The sequence below is a fragment of the Duganella lactea genome (assembly GCF_009857505.1).
GTDB classification, from domain to species: Bacteria; Pseudomonadota; Gammaproteobacteria; order Burkholderiales; family Burkholderiaceae_D; genus Rugamonas; species Rugamonas lactea.
Genome location: NZ_WWCP01000014.1, coordinates 98070 through 118577, shown reverse-complemented (window position 1 = coordinate 118577; position 20508 = coordinate 98070). Strand labels below are relative to the sequence as shown.

At 61.1% G+C, this 20508-nt stretch carries 18 protein-coding genes and 1 tRNA gene; 14 read left to right on the top strand and 5 right to left on the bottom strand.

The window, feature by feature from the left end; all coding sequences use genetic code 11:
• Positions 1 to 13 precede the first annotated feature (13 nt).
• From hflK to GTP44_RS27195, 9 genes are all read left to right on the top strand, one after another.
• Positions 14 to 1327 (top strand): FtsH protease activity modulator HflK, encoded by a 1314-nt coding sequence (gene hflK, locus GTP44_RS13535; protein WP_229256650.1) that lies wholly within the window; start codon positions 14 to 16, stop codon positions 1325 to 1327.
• Positions 1327 to 2238: a protease modulator HflC gene (gene hflC, locus GTP44_RS13530; protein ID WP_160992672.1), complete on the top strand. Its 912-nt coding sequence runs from the start codon at positions 1327 to 1329 to the stop codon at positions 2236 to 2238. The genes hflK and hflC overlap by 1 nt, the downstream gene beginning before the upstream one ends.
• Positions 2239 to 2382: 144 nt before the next feature.
• On the top strand, positions 2383 to 3543 hold the full coding sequence (locus GTP44_RS13525; RefSeq protein WP_161019853.1) for an ATP phosphoribosyltransferase regulatory subunit: 1161 nt from the start codon (positions 2383 to 2385) through the stop codon (positions 3541 to 3543).
• Positions 3544 to 3547: 4 nt separating this feature from the next.
• Positions 3548 to 4858: an adenylosuccinate synthase gene (locus tag GTP44_RS13520; RefSeq protein ID WP_161019852.1), complete on the top strand. Its 1311-nt coding sequence runs from the start codon at positions 3548 to 3550 to the stop codon at positions 4856 to 4858.
• A 12-nt stretch (positions 4859 to 4870) separates the two neighbouring features.
• A complete protein-coding gene (locus GTP44_RS13515) occupies positions 4871 to 5416 on the top strand; it encodes a phosphoribosyltransferase (RefSeq protein ID WP_160992675.1) in 546 nt (181 codons plus the stop codon).
• Between the two features lie 55 nt (positions 5417 to 5471).
• Positions 5472 to 6068 carry a MarC family protein gene (locus GTP44_RS13510; protein WP_161019851.1) on the top strand — a complete coding sequence of 199 codons (597 nt, stop codon included), beginning with the start codon at positions 5472 to 5474 and terminating at the stop codon, positions 6066 to 6068.
• 79 nt (positions 6069 to 6147) lie between these two features.
• Positions 6148 to 6435 carry an autorepressor SdpR family transcription factor gene (locus GTP44_RS13505; protein WP_160992677.1) on the top strand — a complete coding sequence of 96 codons (288 nt, stop codon included), beginning with the start codon at positions 6148 to 6150 and terminating at the stop codon, positions 6433 to 6435.
• Entirely contained in the window at positions 6432 to 7067 is a 636-nt protein-coding gene (locus tag GTP44_RS27200) for an SdpI family protein (protein ID WP_202424074.1), read from the top strand. The genes GTP44_RS13505 and GTP44_RS27200 overlap by 4 nt, the downstream gene beginning before the upstream one ends.
• A 12-nt stretch (positions 7068 to 7079) precedes the next feature.
• Positions 7080 to 8021 (top strand): alpha/beta hydrolase, encoded by a 942-nt coding sequence (locus GTP44_RS27195; RefSeq protein WP_202424073.1) that lies wholly within the window; start codon positions 7080 to 7082, stop codon positions 8019 to 8021.
• 7 nt (positions 8022 to 8028) lie between these two features.
• Here GTP44_RS27195 and uvrB read toward each other — a convergent pair whose 3' ends face one another.
• Entirely contained in the window at positions 8029 to 10101 is a 2073-nt protein-coding gene (uvrB, locus tag GTP44_RS13495) for an excinuclease ABC subunit UvrB (RefSeq protein ID WP_161019850.1), read from the bottom strand.
• A gap of 115 nt (positions 10102 to 10216) precedes the next feature.
• Between uvrB and GTP44_RS13490 the strand changes: the two genes are divergently transcribed.
• Positions 10217 to 11413 (top strand): amino acid aminotransferase, encoded by a 1197-nt coding sequence (locus GTP44_RS13490; protein ID WP_202424072.1) that lies wholly within the window; start codon positions 10217 to 10219, stop codon positions 11411 to 11413.
• A gap of 116 nt (positions 11414 to 11529) precedes the next feature.
• Positions 11530 to 11605, top strand: a tRNA-Asn gene (locus GTP44_RS13485).
• A 49-nt stretch (positions 11606 to 11654) separates the two neighbouring features.
• Here GTP44_RS13485 and GTP44_RS13480 read toward each other — a convergent pair.
• The 3 genes from GTP44_RS13480 to GTP44_RS13470 all read right to left on the bottom strand — a co-directional run bounded on the left by GTP44_RS13480 (position 11655) and on the right by GTP44_RS13470 (position 16055).
• Positions 11655 to 13424 (bottom strand): right-handed parallel beta-helix repeat-containing protein, encoded by a 1770-nt coding sequence (locus tag GTP44_RS13480; RefSeq protein WP_161019849.1) that lies wholly within the window; start codon positions 13422 to 13424, stop codon positions 11655 to 11657.
• Entirely contained in the window at positions 13421 to 13945 is a 525-nt protein-coding gene (locus tag GTP44_RS13475) for a hypothetical protein (RefSeq protein WP_161019848.1), read from the bottom strand. Before GTP44_RS13475 ends, GTP44_RS13480 begins: the two co-directional genes overlap by 4 nt.
• Positions 13946 to 14102: 157 nt before the next feature.
• Positions 14103 to 16055 (bottom strand): bifunctional diguanylate cyclase/phosphodiesterase, encoded by a 1953-nt coding sequence (locus tag GTP44_RS13470; RefSeq protein WP_161019847.1) that lies wholly within the window; start codon positions 16053 to 16055, stop codon positions 14103 to 14105.
• A 374-nt stretch (positions 16056 to 16429) separates the two neighbouring features.
• Between GTP44_RS13470 and GTP44_RS13465 the strand changes: the two genes are divergently transcribed.
• The 3 genes from GTP44_RS13465 (at position 16430) to GTP44_RS13455 (ending at position 19234) form a co-directional block, all read left to right on the top strand.
• Positions 16430 to 16924, top strand: coding sequence for a hypothetical protein (locus GTP44_RS13465; RefSeq protein ID WP_161019846.1), 495 nt, complete (start codon positions 16430 to 16432; stop codon positions 16922 to 16924).
• 101 nt (positions 16925 to 17025) lie between these two features.
• The gene (locus tag GTP44_RS13460; RefSeq protein ID WP_161019845.1) at positions 17026 to 18531 is read left to right on the top strand and encodes an O-antigen ligase family protein; all 1506 of its coding nucleotides are present in this window, start codon (positions 17026 to 17028) and stop codon (positions 18529 to 18531) included.
• A 1-nt stretch (position 18532) separates the two neighbouring features.
• Complete coding sequence (locus tag GTP44_RS13455) at positions 18533 to 19234, top strand: transglutaminase-like cysteine peptidase (protein WP_161019844.1); 702 nt, start codon at positions 18533 to 18535, stop codon at positions 19232 to 19234.
• A gap of 10 nt (positions 19235 to 19244) precedes the next feature.
• Here GTP44_RS13455 and GTP44_RS13450 read toward each other — a convergent pair whose 3' ends face one another.
• Positions 19245 to 20390: a glycosyltransferase family 4 protein gene (locus GTP44_RS13450; RefSeq protein ID WP_161019843.1), complete on the bottom strand. Its 1146-nt coding sequence runs from the start codon at positions 20388 to 20390 to the stop codon at positions 19245 to 19247.
• Between the last annotated feature and the right edge of the window lie 118 nt (positions 20391 to 20508).

Below are 20508 nucleotides of genomic sequence, written 5' to 3'. Positions count from 1 at the left end.
TGTCTCCTCGATTATGAAACGACTCGGCTTGAAGCTGTCGCTCAATGACCCGCGCTGGGGCAAGGACGATAAGCAGCCGCAAGCCAATGAAGGCAAGAAGCCCGGCGAGGGCGGACCGCCAGACATGGAACAACTCTGGCGCGATTTCAATAATCGCCTCAATAATCTGTTCGGGCAGAAGAAGCGCCCCAACAACAATAACAACGGCGGCGACGGCAGCGGCGGCGATGGTGGCGGCGGCAATCGCCCCGACTTCACCGGCGGCATGCGCGCCACCGCCGGCGCGGTCGGCGCGGTGGTCGCGCTGATCTGGCTCGCCAGCGGCTCGTTCATCGTGCAAGAGGGCCAGACCGGCATCGTCTACACCTTCGGCAAGGTCAGTCACACCACCGGCTCCGGTTTCAACTGGCGCTGGCCGTATCCGTTCCAGACCAACGAAACGGTCAAGGTATCGCAGATGCGGATGGTGGAAATCGGCTACCGCGGCAATATCAAGAACAAGCAGGCGCGCGAATCGCTGATGCTGACCGATGATGAGAACATCATCGACATTCAGTTCGCCGTGCAGTTCAAGCTGAAAGATCCGGTCGCCTGGCTGATGAACAACCGCGATGAGGAAGACACCGTCCGCCAGGTCGCCGAAACCTCGATCCGCGAAATCGTCGGCAAGAACAAGATGGACTTCGTGCTGTACGAAGGCCGCGACAAGGTCGCCTTTGAAACCCAGCAGCTGATGCAGCAGATCCTCGACCGCTACGCCTCCGGCGTGCTGGTGTCGAACGTGACGCTGCAGGCGGTGCAGCCGCCGGAGCAGGTGCAGATCGCGTTTGATGATGCCGTCAAGGCAGGGCAGGACCGCGAGCGCCAGAAAAACGAAGGCCAGGCCTACGCCAACGACGTGATTCCTAAAGCGCGCGGCGCCGCCTCGCGCCTGGCGCAGGAGGCAGAAGCCTATCGTTCGATGGTGGTGGAAAACGCCACCGGTAACGCTTCGCGCTTCAAGCAAGTTTTGGTCGAGTATCAGAAGGCGCCGGGCGTGACCCGCGACCGTCTGTACCTGGAAACCATGCAGCAGATATTCTCCAGCACCTCGAAGGTCATGGTGGACGCCAAATCGGGCAGCAATTTGCTGTATCTGCCGTTGGATAAGCTGATCGCCCAGGCTGCGGCCACCGATGCGCAAGCCGCAGCGGCGCGCGCCGCGCAAGCTGGCGGTACGCCAGCGGCCAGCACCACGCTGCCGTCGGAGTTGATGCCGTCGGTTGAAGTCAATCGCCAGCGCGATCCGCGCTCGCGTGATACGTCTCGTGACCGGGAGAGCCGTTAATGAATCGCATAGCTAGTACCGTTGTCCTGGCGTTCATCGCGCTGATGCTGTTGTCGTCGACCGTGTTTGTGGTCGACCAACGCAAATATGCGATCGTGTTCGCACTGGGGCAGATCAAGGAAGTGATCCGCGAGCCGGGTCTGCACTTCAAGTTGCCGCCGCCGTTCCAGAATGTGGTGTTCCTGGATAACCGCATCATGACGATTGAATCGCCGGACGCCGAGCGTTTCATCACCGCCGAGAAGATGAATATTCTGGTGGACAGCTTCGTCAAGTGGCGCATCGGCCGCAACGAGAATCAGCCTAAGCTCTACTACGTGACCTTCGGCGGTGACGAAAGCCGCGCGCGCGACCGCATGTCGCAGATCATCAAGGCCGCACTGAACGAGGAAATCACCCGCCGCACCGTGGCTGAAGTGATTTCCGGCCAGCGCGGCAAGGTGATGGAAGGCATCCGCACCAAGGTGGTCAACGAGGCCGCGCAAATCGGCGTCGAGATCATCGACGTGCGCCTGAAGCGTGTGGAATACGTCGAGCAGATCAACACCTCGGTGTATGAGCGCATGAAGGCCGAGCGTACCCGCGTGGCCAACGAACTGCGTTCGACCGGGTCGGCGGAGTCGGAGAAGATCCGCGCCGATGCTGATCGTCAGCGTTCCGTGATCCTGGCGGAAGCTTATCGCGACGCCGAGCAGATTCGCGGTGAGGGCGATGCGAAAGCGTCGGCCATCTACGCCGAAGCGTTTGGCAAGAACCCTGAGTTCTACAAGTTCTATCGCAGCCTGGAAGCGTATCGCGCCACCTTCAAGAACCATGGCGACGTGATGGTGATGGATTCCAGCTCGGACTTCTTCAAGTACTTCAAGAGCTCCGGCAGCGGCGGCGCAGCCCCGGCGCCAGCCAAAAAGTAAGCCGCACGGGGAGCCTCTGGCTCCCCGTTTCGCATCTTTTTCCCCTCGTTAGACGCATTATCGCGTAAAATATCAGGTTCGGCCCTCCGCTTGAGTGGCCCCGGCACGCGTGCCGCATTGTTCATTTCTTAAATAAATAGTCCCATGCCGAATTGGCTGCTGCCTGAGAATATCGCTGACGTATTGCCGTCGGAAGCACGCAAGATTGAAGAGTTGCGTCGCCTGATGCTGGATAATTTCCGCACGTATGGTTACGAGCTGGTGATGCCGCCGCTGCTGGAGTACCTGGAGTCGCTGCTCACCGGCGCCGGTGAAGACACCGACCTGCGTACCTTCAAGCTGGTGGACCAGCTGTCCGGGCGCATGCTCGGCCTGCGTCCCGACATGACCACCCAGGTGGCGCGCATCGACGCCCACCTGCTGAACCGCGCCTCGGTCACGCGCCTGTGCTACGCCGGCAGCGTGCTGCATACCCGTCCATCGGGCCTGCACGCCACCCGCGAGCCATTGCAGATCGGCTGCGAGATGTACGGCCACGCCGGCCTCGAAGCCGACGCCGAAATTCAGGAACTGGCCTTGGCCTCCTTGGCCCTGGCCGGCTTCACCGACGTGCGGTTGGACCTGACTCATGTTGGCGTGCTGCGCGCGCTGCTGGAAAACTGCCCGGCCGCCCAGCGTGACCAGGCGCAAATCCACGCCGCGCTGCGCGCCAAGGACGTGCCGGACCTGAAGGCGCTGGCCACCGATTACGACCCGGTGGTGCGCGACGCCTTGCTGGCGCTGCCATCGCTGTACGGCGACATCGACGTGCTGACCAAGGCGCGCGAGGTGCTGCCGGACCTGCCGGGCATCGCCAAGGCGCTGGCCGAACTGGCGGCGCTGGCGGCATCGGCCATCGGCCGCGCGCAAGTGGCGATCGACCTGGCCGACCTGCGCGGCTACCAATACGAAAGCGGTGCGATGTTCGCGCTGTATGTGCCAGGCTTGCCGAACGCGGTGGCGCGCGGCGGCCGTTACGATCACGTAGGCGAGGCCTTCGGCCGGGCGCGTCCCGCCACCGGCTTCTCGCTCGACCTGCGCGAACTGGCGCGCCTGTTGCCTACTGCGGAGCGCAAACATTCGATCCGCGCGCCGTGGGGCAATGCGCCGGAATTGAAGGAAAAAATCGCCGAACTGCGCAAGTCCGGCGAGGTGGTGATCCAGAGTATGCCGGGTCACAGTCACGAGCTGGACGAGTTCGAGTGCGATCGCGCGCTGGTCCTCGACGAGAATGGTAGTAACTGGATTCTTAAAAACTTAGGTTAATGTGATGTCAAACAAAAACGCAAAAAACGTCGTCGTCATCGGTACCCAATGGGGCGATGAAGGTAAAGGCAAAATTGTCGACTGGCTGACCGACCACGCCCAGGGTGTGGTGCGCTTCCAGGGCGGCCACAACGCCGGCCACACGCTGGTCATCGGCGGCGTGAAAACCGCGCTGCAGCTGATCCCGTCGGGCATCATGCGTCCAGGCGTGGCCTGCTACATCGGTAACGGTGTGGTGGTGTCGGTGCCGGACGTGCTGCGCGAAATCGACAAGCTGGAAGCGGTGGGCGTGGAAGTCGCCTCGCGCCTGAAAGTGTCGGACGCCGCGCCGGTGATCCTGCCTTACCACGCCGCGCTGGACCACGCGCGCGAAGCCGCCCGCGGCGACGCCAAGATCGGCACCACCGGCAAGGGCATCGGCCCGGCGTATGAAGACAAGGTGGCGCGCCGCGCCATCCGTATCGCCGACCTGCTGAACGAGAAGCGCCTGGCCGAGAAGCTGGAAGCCAATCTGGATTACCACAACTTCGTGCTGGAAAACTATCTGAAAGCACCGAAGGTCGATTACCAGAAGACCCTGGACGACGCGCTGGCCTACGTGCCGCGCCTGCGCCCAATGGTCACCGACGTGTCGAGCGCGCTGTACAAGGCGCACAAGGCCGGCGCCAACCTGCTGTTTGAAGGCGCGCAAGGCTCGCTGCTGGACGTCGACCACGGCACCTATCCGTTCGTCACCTCGTCGAACTGCGTGGCCGGCAATGCCGCCGCCGGCGCCGGCGTTGGTCCGAGCATGCTGCACTACGTCATGGGTATCACCAAGGCCTACACCACCCGTGTCGGTTCGGGCCCGTTCCCTTCGGAACTGCCAACCGACGCCGGCGTGGGTCACCACCTGGCGCAAGTGGGCCACGAGTTCGGCACCGTGACCGGCCGTGCCCGTCGCTGCGGCTGGTTCGACGCCGCGCTGCTGCGCCGCTCGGTGCAGATCAACGGCGTGACCGGCATGTGCATCACCAAGCTGGACGTGCTGGACGGCCTGGAAACGCTGAAGCTGTGCACCGGCTACACCATCGACGGCGAAGCCGTGGACATCTTCCCGTCGGGCGCCGAGGAAGCCGCGCGTTGCGTGCCGGTGTACGAGGAAATGCCGGGTTGGACCGACACCACCGTCGGCGCCAAGTCGATGGACGCGCTGCCGGTCGCGGCCCGCAACTACATCAAGCGTATCGAAGAGTTGGTCGGCGTGCCGGTTGACATGGTATCGACCGGTCCGGATCGTGAAGAGACGATCGTGCTGCGTCACCCGTTCGCGTAATCGAGGAATATTATGACTACCCCACAATCGAACGACAAACACCTCTGGGTCTCCTGGGACGAGTATCATCGCCTGATCGAGCGCCTGGCGCTCAAGGTGCATGAATCGGGCTGGAAGTTTGACATGGTGCTGTGCCTGGCGCGCGGCGGCGTGCGTCCTGGCGACGTGTTCTCGCGCATCTTCGACGTGCCGCTGGCGATCCTGTCGACCAGCTCCTACCGCGCCGAGAAGGGCACCGTGCAGGGTGACCTGGATATCGCCAAATACATGACGATGACCAAGGGCCCGCTGAGCGGCAAGATTCTGCTGCTGGACGACCTGGCCGATTCCGGCGTGACGCTGATGAAGGTGGTGGACCACCTGAAACAGAACTTCGCCGGCGTGACCGAAGTGAAGACTGCGGTCATCTGGACCAAGGGCAGCTCGGCCTTCAAGCCGGACTACCAGATGGAAGAACTGCCGCACAACCCATGGATACACCAGCCGTTTGAAGACTACGACGCGCTGCGTCCGCATCAACTGGCGGCATGGATCAAGAAAGGCGAAACGGCTGCGTAAGCCGTTCGGGCAAGGGAGCTTCGGCTCCCTTTTGCGTTAACCCGGATCGATACTCATGACCCAAGACTTTTTTCAGACTTTTATTCTGCTGGTGCTGGTGACCGACCCGTTCGGCAACGTGCCGCTGTTCGCCAGCGTCCTCAATCCGGTGCCGGTGGCGCGCCGGCCGCGCATCGTAATCCGCGAATGCGGCATCGCCTTCGTGCTGCTGCTGATCTTCATGTTCTTCGGTCGCCACTTCCTCAGCGCGCTGCACCTGTCGGAAGTGGCGCTGCGCATCGGCGGCGCCGTGATTCTGCTGCTGATTTCGATCCGCATGATCTTCCCGCATCCGGACGGCGTGCTCGGTCGCACCGACGGCGCCGAGCCGTTCATCGTGCCGCTGGCGATACCGGCGCTGGCGGGACCGTCGGCGCTGGCCACGGTGCTGCTGTTCTCCAGCGACAGCACCGGCGAGGTGCTGGTGCACGTGGCGGCGTTGGCGGCGGTGGCGGCGGTGTGGCTGGCGGTGTTTCTCAGCGCCGAGAGGTTGCAGAAGGTGCTCGGCCCGCAGGTGATGACCGCCTTCGAGCGCCTGATGGGCCTGATCCTGACGGCAATGTCGATTGAGATGCTGTTGGGCGGTATCCGCGAGTTCGTCAAGTCGCTGTAACCCTGGCCAAAGGCAGGCGCTTGACGCCTGCTTTTTTTGCGCCTATATTTAGATAATTATCTAATTAGATGGTTTCCTAATGAGTGCGACCAACAGCGCTTTCAAAGCCATCGCCGATCCGGCGCGGCGCGAGATCCTGCGCCTGCTGCGCGGAGGCGAGATGACAGCCGGCGAATTGGCGGAGCGCTTCGATATGAGCAAGCCGACCATGTCGCATCACTTCTCGGTGCTGGCGGAAGCGGACCTGATCACGCGCCGGCGCGAAGGGCAGACCATCTGGTATGGGCTCAACACCACCGTGTTGCAAGACGTGCTGGCGTGGATGATGGACCTGGCCGGCCCGGATACTCAAGCGAGGAAAAAATGAAGAAGCCGCACATCGTCTTTTGTCTGCTGATGATCGCCGCCGTCTGCGCGGCCACCGCCTACTACTGGCCATTGCTGCCGGACGTGGTGCCGGTACACTGGAACGCCGCCGGCAAGGCCAATGGCTACGGTCCGCGCGCCAGCTATTGGGCGCTCGGTCCGGGCATGATGTTGCTGATCATGGTGGCCTGCTGGATGTCGCCCTACCTGTCGCCGCGCCGTTACGAGGTGGATTCGTTTGCCCGCACCTATTCCTACGTCGGCACCGTGGTTGTGGCCACCATGGGCTACATCTATGCGCTGGTGCTGACGGAAGCGGTGCATGGCGGCGTGCCGATTGACCGCGCGCTGCCGGCCGGCATAGCGGTGCTGCTGATCCTGATCGGCAACCCAATGGGCAAGGTGCGGCGCAACTTCTTCCTTGGCATCCGCACGCCGTGGACGCTGGCCAGCGAAGCGGTCTGGTACGGCACCCATCGCATGGCGGCCAAGCTGATGGTCGCCAGCGGCCTGCTGATGCTGCTGGCAATCTGGCTGCATGCCTCGCACTGGGTGGTGCTGTCGCTGATGCTGGCCTGGGCGCCGCTGGCCACCGGCTACTCGCTGTTGCTGTACAAACGTCTTCCTCACTGACTGGAGAAAAGTATGCGCTTCAAATTCATGTTGTCGCTGTTGATGGTGTCCTTGTCTGCCGCAGCGGCGCAACGCCCGGTATCGCTGGAGGTCGGTGGCGGCACTCTTTACGGCACCGAACTGACGCCCGACGGTGTGCAGGGCAAAGTGCCGGTGGTGCTGCTGCATGCTGGCTCCGGCCCCACCGACCGCGATGGCAACAACACCATGCTGCCCGGTCCTAACGACTCCCTCAAGCTGCTGGCCGAAGGTCTGGCCAAGCACGGCATCGCCTCGATCCGCTACGACAAGCGCGCCATCGGCGCCAGCGCGTTGCCGGTGTGGAAGGAAGAGAATCTGCGTCTCGACGACTACATTGGCGACGCCGCCGCATGGCTGAAAAAACTGCGCACCGATGCGCGCTTCTCGCGCGTCGTCATGGCCGGCCACAGTGAAGGCGCGCTGATCGCCTCCGAAGCCTGCGCGCAGGGCAGGGCGGATGCCTGCGTGCTGATTTCCGGCAGCGGCCGGCCACTGGACGAACTGCTGCGCGAACAACTGGCCGGCAAACTGCCGCCGCCACTGATGGCCGAAAGCGACCGCATACTGGAAGACCTCAAGCAAGGCAAGACCAGCGACAAAGTCCCGCCGCCATTGATGTCGCTGTATCGTCCGGACGTACAGCCCTATCTGATCTCGACGCTGCTGCACGATCCGCGCAAAGCCATCGCCGCGCTGAAGATGCCGGTGCTGATCGTGCAAGGCACGAAAGACATCCAGGTGCCGGAGGCGGACGCTAGGGCGCTGTCGGCCGCCGCGCCGAAGGCCAGGCTGGTGATGGTCGAGGGCATGAACCACGTGCTGAAAATCGTCGGCGACGATCAGGCCTTGCAGCAGAAATCCTACTTCACACCCGATCTGCCGGTGGCGCCGCAACTGATCGATGCCGTGAGCGGTTTCGTCAAGGCGCCGTAAGCCTGAATCAGGCGATGTTGTCGGCGCCCGGCGCGCCGAACAACTGCTGCTTGAGATGATGCAGCTGGTCGCGCACTTGCGCGGCCTTCTCGAACTCCAGATTCTTGGCGTGATCCAGCATGGCTTTTTCGAGGCGCTTGATCTCCTTGCTGATCTGCTTCTCGCTCATCGACTCGTACTTGGCCGTCTCCTGCGCCACCGCCAGCTCTTCCTTCGCGCCCTTCTCGCTGTAGACGCCGTCGATCATGTCCTTGATGATCTTCTTCACGCCGCGCGGCACGATGCCGTTGGCTTCATTGAAGGCGATCTGCTTGGCGCGGCGTCGCTCGGTTTCGCCGATGGCGCGCTCCATCGAATCGGTCATGCGGTCGGCGTACAGCAGCGCCACGCCGTTGAGGTTACGCGCGGCGCGGCCGATGGTCTGAATCAGCGAACGCTCGGAACGCAGGAAGCCTTCCTTGTCGGCGTCGAGAATCGCCACCAGCGATACCTCCGGCAAGTCCAGCCCCTCGCGCAGCAGGTTAATCCCCACCAGCACATCGAAGGTGCCGATGCGCAGATCGCGCAGCAGCTCCACGCGTTCCACGGTTTCGATATCGCTGTGCAGATAGCGCACCTTGATGCCGTGATCGGCCAGGTACTCGGTCAACTGCTCGGACATGCGCTTGGTCAGCGTGGTCACCAGCACGCGCTCGTTCTTGGCGACGCGGTTGGTGATCTCGGACATCAGGTCGTCCACCTGCGACAGGGCGGGGCGCACGATCACCAGCGGGTCCACCAGGCCGGTCGGACGCACCACCTGTTCCACCACCTGATCCGCATGCGTTTTCTCGTATTCGGCCGGGGTGGCGGAGACGAAGATCGTCTGCCGCATTTTTCGCTCGAATTCCTCGAACTTCAGCGGGCGGTTGTCCAGCGCCGACGGCAGGCGGAAACCGTAATCCACCAGATTGGTCTTGCGCGAACGGTCGCCGTTGTACATGGCGCTCAACTGGCCGACCAGAACGTGCGACTCGTCGAGGAACATCAGCGCGTCCTTCGGCAGATAGTCGACCAGTGTTGGCGGCGGTTCGCCCGGCTTGGCGCCGCTGAGGTGACGCGAGTAGTTTTCGATGCCTTTGGTGAAGCCGATTTCCGCCATCATCTCCAGATCGAAACGGGTGCGCTGTTCCAGCCGCTGCTCTTCAATCAGCTTGTTCTCCTTGCGGAAGAACTCCAGTCGCTCGCGCAGCTCGGCCTTGATGGTCTCGACCGCGCGTAGCACGGTGGAGCGCGGCGTTACATAGTGCGAACCCGGATAGACGGTGAAGCGCGGGATCTTTTGCTTGACGCGGCCGGTCAGCGGATCGAACAGCTGGATCGATTCCAGCTCGTCGTCCCACAGTTCCAGGCGCACCGCCAGGTCCGCATTCTCGGCCGGGAAAATGTCCAGCGTATCGCCGCGCACGCGGAAGGTGCCGCGGCCGAAGTCCACTTCGTTGCGCGTGTACTGCATCTGGATCAAGCGCGCGATGATGTCGCGCTGCGCCACGCGGTCCTTCTGGCGCAAGGTCAGAATCATCTGGTGGTACTCGTTCGGATTACCGATACCGTAGATGGCCGACACCGTCGCCACGATCACCACATCGCGCCGCTCCATCAGCGACTTGGTGCACGACAGGCGCATCTGCTCGATGTGCTCATTGATGGACGAATCCTTTTCAATGAACAGGTCGCGCTGCGGCACGTAGGCTTCCGGCTGGTAGTAATCGTAGTAGGAGACGAAGTACTCGACCGCGTTCTCCGGGAAGAATTCACGGAACTCCGAATACAGCTGCGCCGCCAGCGTTTTGTTCGGCGCGAACACAATCGCTGGGCGGCCCTTGCGCGCGATGACGTTGGCCATCGTGTAGGTTTTGCCGGAGCCGGTCACACCCAACAGCGTCTGGTAAAACAGGCCGTCGTCGATGCCTTCGCACAGCTGGTCGATCGCGGCCGGCTGGTCGCCGGCGGGCGGGAAGGGCTGGTGCAATTTAAACGGCGAATCGGCGAACGTCACCACCGTTGCCTTGGGATTCTCTGCTACAGGTAAATCAGCCATCTTGCTCAGACCTTTGTTAGAATAATGGCCTGCCAGCGGCCTGAAGTCGTTATTTTAAAGGGCGCTGTCTATACATCTCTGCTGCGAACCGCTTCCAATCGAATCCAATCTTATCATGACGAATCCTAGCTTGTTCAGCGCCATCGACATGGCACCACGCGACCCTATCCTGGGTATTACCGAAGCCTTCAACGCCGACCAGAACCCACAGAAAATCAATCTGGGTGTCGGCGTTTATTATGACGACAACGGTAAAGTGCCGCTGCTATCGTGCGTACAGAAAGCGGAAGAAATCCTGATCGCGGCGCCGGCGCCACGCACCTACCTGCCGATCGAAGGCCTGGCGGCCTACGACAAGGCGGTGCAGGAGCTGGTATTTGGCGCCGACAGCGCGGTAATTCAAGAGAAGCGCGCGGTCACCGTGCAAGCCATCGGCGGCACCGGCGCACTGAAAATCGGCGCCGACTTCCTGAAGCGTTTCGCGCCGGACGCCGAGGTCTACATCAGCGACCCTAGCTGGGAAAACCACCGCGCGCTGTTTGAGAGCGCCGGCTTCAAAGTCAACAACTACGCCTATTTCGATTCGGCCACCCATGGTGTCAACTTCGCCGGCATGATCGCCGACATCAAGGCCATGCCGCGCGGCTCCATCGTGCTGCTGCACGCCTGCTGCCATAACCCGACCGGCGCCGACCTGACCTCGGCGCAATGGACCGAAGTAATCGCCGCCATCACCGCCGGCGGCCTGGTGCCGTTCCTGGACATGGCTTACCAGGGCTTTGGCGCCGGCATCGCCGAAGACGGCGCCGTGGTGCGCCGCTTCGCCGAAGCCGGCGGCCCGCTGCTGGTGTCGAACTCGTTCTCCAAATCGTTCTCGCTGTATGGCGAGCGCGTGGGCGCCTTGAGCGTCGTTGCCGCCTCGGGCGAAGAAGCGGCGCGCCTGATGTCGCAACTGAAGCGCGTGGTGCGCACCAACTACTCCAACCCACCGGTGCACGGCGGCAAAGTGGTGGCGACCGTGCTGACCACGCCAGAGCTGCGTCAGCTGTGGGAAGAGGAGCTGGCCGGCATGCGCGTGCGCATTAAGGAAATGCGTGAGGCGTTCGTGGTCAAGCTGGCCGTCAAAGGCCATGACTTCGCGTTTGTGCGCGACCAGATCGGCATGTTCTCGTACTCGGGCCTGAACAAGGCGCAAGTGGAGCAGCTGCGTTCGCAGTCGATCTACGCGGTGGACACCGGCCGCATCTGCGTTGCCGCGCTGAACTCGCGCAATATCGATATCGTTATTGACGCCATCGCCAAAGTGCTCTAAAATCTTGTTTCTTCGCGCTGCGCTGCAAGTGCAAAACGAAGGACTGGCAACATGAAATACCGCAGTAAATCGCATCTTGCTGATGCGAAAGAAACAGTATAAAATGTTGCCTCTAATCCCTGATAGCTCAGTCGGTAGAGCGACGGACTGTTAATCCGCAGGTCCCTGGTTCGAGTCCAGGTCGGGGAGCCAGAATATAGAAAAAGCCACGTTGAAAAACGTGGCTTTTTTGTTTGCTTTATCAAGCGGCGCTAGTGGTGTATTCCCCGCTGCACTCAATCTCAAACGCGCCCGCCGGGATCGTGATTTGATTGAACTGGCCGGTGCCGCTGGCATAGATGCGCAATGTTCCCTGTACGCCGTTAAGCGATGCCGCTGGTGTCAACCGCGCGGTAACTCCACCTGATGTTACGAGTCCGTTCACGCCTGCTGGGCAAAGGGTCATTGATCCGGCGGGGCCAACCGATGCGGCGGGAAGCGGCAGGCTGACTTGAATAAGGCCTGTGCCGGTGTGGCCTGCGGCAACGGCAAGACGGATCTTGAAAAACACCCGTTTCCCCAGTCGGTAAAATAAACCGGTCTGCTGGTTGTAAGTGCCTGCGCCAACGGTGGATGCGCCGCCAACCACAGGGGCGTAAGTGGTAACGATGGAATCTGACTCTTCCGCCTGAAACCAGTTTCCCAGCCCATTTAAACGGTTGCGATAGAAGGAGTTGGTGGCAGGGGTGAAAGTATGTGCTGCTTCCTTGACGATGCCGACCAGCGTTTTTCCGGTGGGGGTTTCGATTATGGTGTCTTCGATATCGACGAAAGAAGATGCTCCTGCATCAAAGTCGATGGCGTAAGAGCCGGCATTGCCTGTACCGCAATCGCTAAACAGGCACTTGCTGATCTTTACATAACTAGCGTTGCAAATTGTTAGGCCGATAGCATTGACCGTTCCAACCCTTATAAATTCAGTGTTCAGAAACTTGATGTCCCGTACTACGTTTGTAGTGCCGCCGTAGCCGACGAGTGCCAAGGATTTCATGTTGACAAAGGTGTTGCCGTCGAAGGTTATCCGTTTGCCGTCCGCCATGATAAATGGGCAGTTTCCATCCCTTACGTTGTTGCGGATGAAGCGATAATCATTTTCAACACTGCTTGCTGTCGGTACGCGGTTGGTATTAAAACTGGCAAAACTGCCGGTCCCCGCATAGCCTGAAGAAACGCAATCTACCACTGTAATATTTTGTGGCGGAGCAGTGACAGTGGCTGGAATTTGAACTGAGACTTCCCCGACGCCGCCGCCATTGTTTATAAACGAACATTTCTGAATTTGTACGTTCTTGATAATGGCAAAGGGGCTGGAGGGGTTGGGCTCCATGTCAATTGGTCCCGGCATGTTGGGTGCAGTGCAGTTGGTAAAGACGCACCCGTCAACCAGTCCGCCGTTGATGTCGATGAAGCTGATGCCGTTTCGGTTCTGGCGGTTGATGCCATCGAAGCGACAGCGGACGAAGGAGACGTTTTCGTTGTGACGTTCTACGCCGGCGGAATCTCCCGATCCGATGTAGGCACCATCCCCGCGGAATCCCTTGAACAGAACGTCCTCGAACAGCACGTTGGAGACACCGCTCAGGGCGACCAGATGTTGGTGTTCCGAGAAACCGTCAACATCACAGGTCGCCAGCAACTGCACCCGGCTCATTTTGAGATTGGCGATATTGTTGGCCACCGATGCCGAGCCGCTGTCGCAGGATATCAGAAGCGACGCAGCGGTCGGCATCTTGAGGATGGTGGCGTCGCCGTCGCCGAAAATCTCGGTATTGCTGGGCCAGTTGACGTTGTTCAGCACATAGGTGCCGGCGGGGACATAAATGCGCCGGCTTGCGGCGATCGCGCGGGCGAACATAGCGCTGGCGTCGGGTTCGCCGTTGCCAGCGTATTGCAGAATGTTGGCGTAACTGGACGAGCGCGCAAACACCAAGCCCGCCTTGGTCGCTTCCGCGACGAATGCTCCGTATCTCATGCTGGGCTCCAGTCGCTCTCCGAAACCAGCAGGCCGTTGGTGTCATAACCGTAGGTCTTGGTACGGGCGGTACCAAACAGTGTCCATGTGTCGGTTGTCAGGCGGCCGCTGGTGTAGCCGTAAGTGTGCGATCCCGCGCCGACGATGGTGGCGGTCAGCAACGACAAGCGGGACAGCAGGCTGCCCGGTGCGCTATACCAGGCGGCGCTGGCGTCGGCTTGCTCACCGACGGCCACCGAGCGCGTCAGTTCACTGGCCGCAGTCGCCACCAGAACGGCGCTCACGCTGCCCGCGCTCGCGGCGACAGTATTGATCAGGCGGAAATTCGAGTAGCCGGCGGGATTCCATTTCCAACTGCCAGCCGCCGTCACGCTGGTGGCGGGGGCGCTGGTGGCGCCGGGACCGTCCGCCAACAACGCGACCGCGTCCCAGGTGCTACCGCCATCGCGCGACGCCTGCGCCAGCAGGGTGAACGTGGCGCCGGCGCTTGACGGCGTTACTTTGATGCCGACGGTGGGCAAGGGCCCGACCGCCAGATCGAGAGTTGCATTGAGCGTGCCTAGCAGATTGGATGATGCTGTTACGTTGGGATCACTGACTTCCAGACTTATGCTGCCTCCATTCATAATCCATGCGGGTTATTCATTTGACGCCGGGTCTGGACTTCTCCCTCCGGTATCAGGGTAGCGGCGTGGGCGCGCCGAAGTAGTAGCCTTGGCCGTAGGTCACATGATCGACCTGCAGCATGTTGACCACCGCCTCGCTCTCAATGTTCTGCGCCGTGACCGGTACGTCCAGCGAAGCGGCCAAGCGGATGATGGAGCGCAGGTGCTCGCGGCTGCTGGCGCTGTCGGCCGCCTCGCGCACCAGATTGCCGTTGAGCTTGATGAAGTCGGGCGTCAGCACGCGCACCGCTTTCAGTGCTTCCGGATCGAGGCCGAAATGGTCGACCCCGAACTTGGCGCCGTACTTCCTGACTAGCGCCGCGCAACTGGTACAGGCATCCAGGTCGCGCGAATAACCGAACTCGCTGACTTCGAACGACAGGCGGCGCGCCTCGGCGCCGATGGAGCGCAGCAGCGTTTCCAGCCAACTGCGGAATTCGCCGCTGGCCATCGACTGCGCCGTCACGTTCAGGCTGACGCTGACGTCGGCGGCGATGCTGCCCACGCGCATCGCGGCCAGCGCTTGCGAGATGACCGCCTGGTCGATATTCGGCATCAGCTGGTGGCGCAAGGCCATCGGCATGAACATGGCCGCCGTGATCGGGCTGCTTTGCGCGTCGATCAGGCGGCTGGTGACTTCCTGTTGCACCACCACGCCGTCGCGCAACGTCACGACCGGCTGCAGCAACAGGCCAACCCGGTTATGTGCCAGCGCCTCCTCGATGATGGTGCGCCACGAGTGCGAACCGGCCGAGGTGATTTCCTGTTCGTCGGTCTTGACGAAGGCCAGACCATTGCGGCGCGCCTGGCGTGCCCTTTCCACCGCCAGGTCGGCGCGTGCCAGCACGTGGTGGCCGGTCTCGCCGGCGCGGAACAGCGTGCAGCCGACGTTGAAGCTGACCGTCTCCGCGCCCTTGCTGTCGGCAATGCTCTGGATGACCCGCGTCTGCAGCGCACCGGTGACGGCGATCTGCAAGTCCTCGTCGGCGTCCAGGAACAGGAAGGTGAACGACGTGCCGCCGCTGCGGCTGAGGATGGCAGCATAGTCGCCCATGACTTCCTGCGCGCTGCGTGCCACGCTACTCAGCAGCTGGTTGCCCTGGCCGTAGCCGAACTCGTTGTTGAACGCCTTGATTTGGTCCAGTTCCAGTGTGATCAGCAGGCCGTGCTGGAACTCGGTGGCGTCGTCCAGCAATTGATTGAAGCGCAGGTCGAAGCTGCGCCTGTTGTCCAGTCCGGTGACGCTGTCGACATAGGCTTCGCGACGATAGGTTTCGGCGCGCGCCGCCTCGGCGTTCATGGCTTCGGAGATGCGGCGTGACATGAAGTTCATCGCGCGCACCACGCGATTCAACTCGCGCGCCTTGGGTTGGACACCGATCTGCACGAAGCGCTTGCTGCTGATTTCCAGTGTGGCGTCCTCAATGTGCTTCAGCGGCTTCAAAATCATCCGCAGCAACGCCTCGGTCAACACCAGCGCCACTAGAAACGCCAACAGCATCCAGCCGCAAATAGCCAGTACTGAATGCCACAGGTGGGTATATGCAATGCTCGGCTGGCTGAGCACCAGCGCCTTGCCCAGCTGGCGCCAGCCGCTGGTGATGAACGCTTCGCCCGGCTGAACCGAGATCGGCAGCAGATCGACGAACCATTGCGGCGCGCCGGCGAATTGCTGGGGCATTTCCTTGCTGACGATCACCTTGCCGTCGGCGGCGCGGACCTCGATCTTCTGGTAGTAGCCGCGGTCGAACATTGACGCCACCTGGACCTCGGCCAGCACCTTGTCGTTCTGCGCCAGCGCGGAGGCTAGTGGATAGGATAGGCTGGTCGCCGCATCCTGTGCGTGCGACGCCAGCTGCTGCTGCAAATAATCCCTGGTCGAGGAGATGGACAGCAGCAGCAGGCCGGCCAGGATAACGAAGAAAATACTGCAAATTACAACGAACAACTGGCGGCGCAGCGTCATGGGGACCTCGTGATGGATGTCGTCAGTGCATGCTGCGGTTTTTTTCTGTCGTGCGGCATGTAATTGCTTGGCATATCGGTTACACTGTGTGTGAAAAAGGAAATAACCCGGGCGGTCGATTGGTGTTCCACTTTGTAGCTGGCGGGGCGCTGAATCAACGGGAATATGCCTACGATAAGTTTGATATATTAGCATGCACAGAGGAATTTTCTTTCCTCTTTTTGATGTCATCATGCTAGCAAACTGTGTTTTGTTGACAACAGTGGTGGCGCCGTTTTGGCGGTGTCACGTAAATTATCGTGCCGAACGCAATTATTGCTTGTCCGCAGGCGGTTAGTCGGTTAGTATTAAATTTACAAATATAGGAGCTTCACATGAACAAATTCTTCAAATGCGCGGCCTTGACGGCGGCTCTTCTGACAAGTGTTGCAGTTACGCAAGCATTTGCTCAAACGGCTCCTGCCGCCCCGGTTGCAAGCAAAGCCACTACCGATATCTACAACGCGCTGGCTAGCAGCAGCGATCCAGCGGCGACCATTGCCGCCCTGGTCGCCGCCGGCGCAGACGCTGACACCGTGATCGCCATTGCTGTGGTCGCTGGGGTTCCTGTCGCCACTATTCAGGCCGCGTTGCCGAATGTGCCAGCCGCGCGCGTGCAAGCCGCTGTGGCTGCGGCTGTTGCCAACCCAGCCGCCTTCGCACCGGCAACGGCTGCTGGCCCTGCCGCTCCTGCCGCCGCTGCGGCTAATCCTGCTGCTCCTGCGGCTGGCCCGGCAGCTGCCGGTCCTAGCACCTCTGGCGGTTTCAGTGGTGGCGGCTTCAGTGGTGGCGGCGGTGGCGGCGGTGCTGGCGCTGTCAGCGGCAGCTAAGTTCGCCGAAGTGGTATCAGAGGCAGCCGCGAGCTGCCTTTTTTTATGCCTGGTGTGGCACAGTACAGTGAGGGGCGCGGCGCGCTCCGGTCGATAAAAACATGGTCGAGACCTTCTCCAAGCACAAGCTATCTGAACATAATCGGTTGGACCGCTGGGCCTTCAACGGCCTGCTGTGTCTGGTAGTATGGCTGCCGCTGCCGCTGGCCAGCAACCGTAGCTGGGCGATCGGCATCCTGCTGGCCATGGTCGCGCTGCTGAGCGTGACCGTGGCGCTGGCCTGGCGCCGCGATTTGCCGGCGCTGCTGGCCAGCCTGCGGCCATACCGTTTGCCGCTGCTGCTGCTGGGGGCGTTTGTGGCCTGCGCCTTTTTGCAAGTCGCGCCGTTGCCGGCCGCATGGGTGGCCTGGCTGTCGCCGGCCAGCTTCCAGGTCCAGCAGGCCGCCGGGCTCGCGGCCGGCGGCGCGCCGCTGCACCTGTCGCTGGATGTCTATCAGAGCCGCATCGTGGCCAGCCTCAGCTGCGCTTACTTCTTCGTTTTTGTGCTGGTGCTGCTGCTGGTGCGCGACAAGCGCCGGCTCGACCGGCTGGCGCAGGTGCTGGTGTGGAGCGGACTGGCGCAGGCCATCATCGGCGTGCTGCTGTTTTCCGCCGGTGCGCACTATCGGTTGTTCTTCTACGAACTGCTGCATGTCAACGTGCTGGGCACCTTCGCCAACCGCAACCATTTCGCCGGCTACATGGAGCTGACGCTGTCGGTCGGCATTGGCTTGATGCTAGCGCGCCTGGGCAACAGCGGCCCTTCATATAGCGGCTGGCGGCATCGGGTGGTGTCGGGCATGCAGTTCCTGCTTAGCCCCAAGATGCGCTTGCGCCTCATGCTGGTAATCATGGTCATCGCGCTGGTGCTGACCCGCTCGCGCATGGGCAACACTGCCTTTTTCGCTGCCATGCTGATCGTCGGCCTGATCTCGTTGCCGCTGTCGTGGCGCGCCGCGCCGGCCACTATCACCCTGATCACCAGCCTGGTGATTGTCGACGTGGTGCTGGTGGGCACCTGGGTTGGTCTCGACAAGGTGGTCAGCCGCATCGACGAGACCACCCTGGCCGCCAGCGGCCAGGGTAACGCCGGCAAGATGGTCAACGGCAAATACGTCGAAGACTCGGTCGAGGAACGGCTGCTGCCGGCGCGCCATGCGGTGCAGCTGATTGCCGACTTCCCGGTGTTTGGCACCGGCGGCGGCAGTTTCTACACCACCTTTACGCGTTATCGGCCGCCAGAGATTGCTGGGTACTACGACCACGCGCACAACGACTATGCCGAGATCGCCAGCGATCACGGCCTGCTGGGCGGTGGCCTGTTGGCGGCGCTGGTGCTGGCCACCTTCGGTATATCGCTCAAGATCATGCTCAAGCGTCGCTCCAGCCTGCCGCGCGGCATGGCCTTTGCCGCGATGATGAGCACGGTCGCGCTGGCGATCCACAGCAGCGTCGATTTCAACCTGCAGATCCCGGCCAACGCGCTGACCTTCCTGATCATCCTGGCGCTGGCCTGGGTGGCGGCCAGACTGCCATCGCAGCAGGGCGGCGGCCAGCGCCGCGCATGACATGCGATCATTGCGGACCCTGCGGCTGATCGCGTGTTGCCTGGCGCTGGCCGCGACGCCGGTGGGCGCCTGGACCGGCCTGGTGGATTTCTCCACCGGTCTGCTCGATTACGCCGCCCGGCGCTTCGGTTTCCAGGCGCCGGGGCGGTTGCAGACCATGCAGACGGTGGTACGCAACATCAAGACCAATTTCGCGGTCGACTTCAAACAGGCGGTCGAGGCGCCGAACGAGGCGCGCGCCGAGATGCCGCTGCTGCGCAAGGTCAACGACTTCTACAATCAGGTACCGTACCTGTCCGACCAGGAGCACTGGAATGTCGAGGACTACTGGGCCACGCCGGTTGAGTTTGTCGGGTCGTTCGGTGGTGACTGCGAGGACTACGCCATTGCCAAATACATGACGCTGAAGTTCGCCGGCGTGCCGATCGAGCGGCTGCGCATCACCTACGTCAGGGCGATACGGCTGGGTGTGACGCACATGGTGCTGGCATATTACCCAACGCCGGATGCCGAGCCGTGGATTCTCGATAACCTCATCGGCGAGATCAAGAAAGCCTCAGCGCGCACCGACTTGGTGCCGGTGTACAGCTTCAATGACGACGACCTGTGGATGGCGTCAGGCGCCGTCAACAAGGGCTCGGCCACCAATGTGCGTCTGTGGAAGGATTTGCTGGAAAAGATGGTGCGCGAGCAGAGGCTTTAGGGCGCTTGGATTAAACTTGTTTGGGGTGAGCCGTCGGCATACCCATTTCACGCAGCATTATTGTATTAACGTTGTGGACATCGTATTTTTCCTCCGCGATCTGGCGAGAAGCCGGTCCCATGACTTTTGCGAGAGCTGGATTTTCAATGAACATCGCCATGGCTCGCTCTAGCTCGGTGACCGATCTCACTGCGATCAAGAAGCCATTCCTGCCCTCAATAACCGTCTCGCGACATCCCGGAGCATCAGTGGTGATAATGGAACGTCCCATCGACATCGCTTCGAGCACGGTGCGAGGCGTTCCTTCTCCATAACTCGGCAGCACAAATACACTGGCGTTCAAAATCGCAGGGCGGACGTCGACCAAGCGCCCCAAAAACTCGATGTCGCCTTGCGCAATCCAGTCATTCAGTTCGCTTTGTGCTATTGCGGCTGGGTTTTCGTCTATCCAGCCGACGAGAGAAAAGCTGATCTTAGGATGCTTGCGGCGTAGGTTGCGCGCTGCCTGGACGTACTCGTGTATGCCTTTATCTAGAAGAAAACGTCCGATCATCAAAAAGTGCGGCTCACCGTCAGGCACCGGCGCCGACGCGTAATAGTCTAGATCGACTCCAGATCCATTCACCACCACGTTAGGCAAGTCGCGCGGCAACAGTCCCAGCGAGATAAGTAGGGCGCGGTCGTCAGGGTTTTGGAAGAACACCTTGTGCGCATTTGATAGCGCCAAACCATACAGGCGTAGTACCAGCGCTTTGAGTGCGCCGCTAACGCCAGTGGTCTTCAGGGTGAAAGCGTACCCTAGGCCCGTGACGAGCGCGAAGCGGCGTGGCACGCGCGCCAGCCGGCCGGCCAGCATACCGTAGACAATCGGTTTAATCGTGTAAGCGATGATCAAGTCCGGCTGCCAGCGCCGCATTAATCGCCATAAGGCCAGCATCAAAAACGCATCTTGCAGGGGATTGGTGCTGATACGCCGTAACGGAATGTCGCTGACTTGTCCGCCCATGGCCACTATTGTTTGAGCAACCGGATTATCCAACCGTAAGCCAGGAGCGGCGACCATCACAGTGTGACCATTCTGCAGCATCATTTTTATCAGCGGTCCACGCGAATTAAGTAATGTGTCGATGACATTAACAATTAATAAGCACTTCATCTTCTACCTATCGTGACAGCTTCGGCGAGGAAGCCAAATTATTTTCTCTGTTTAACTTTTGCATGCCTATTTTGCATGATATATTGACACTAAAGTATAAATATAGCAATTCCATCCA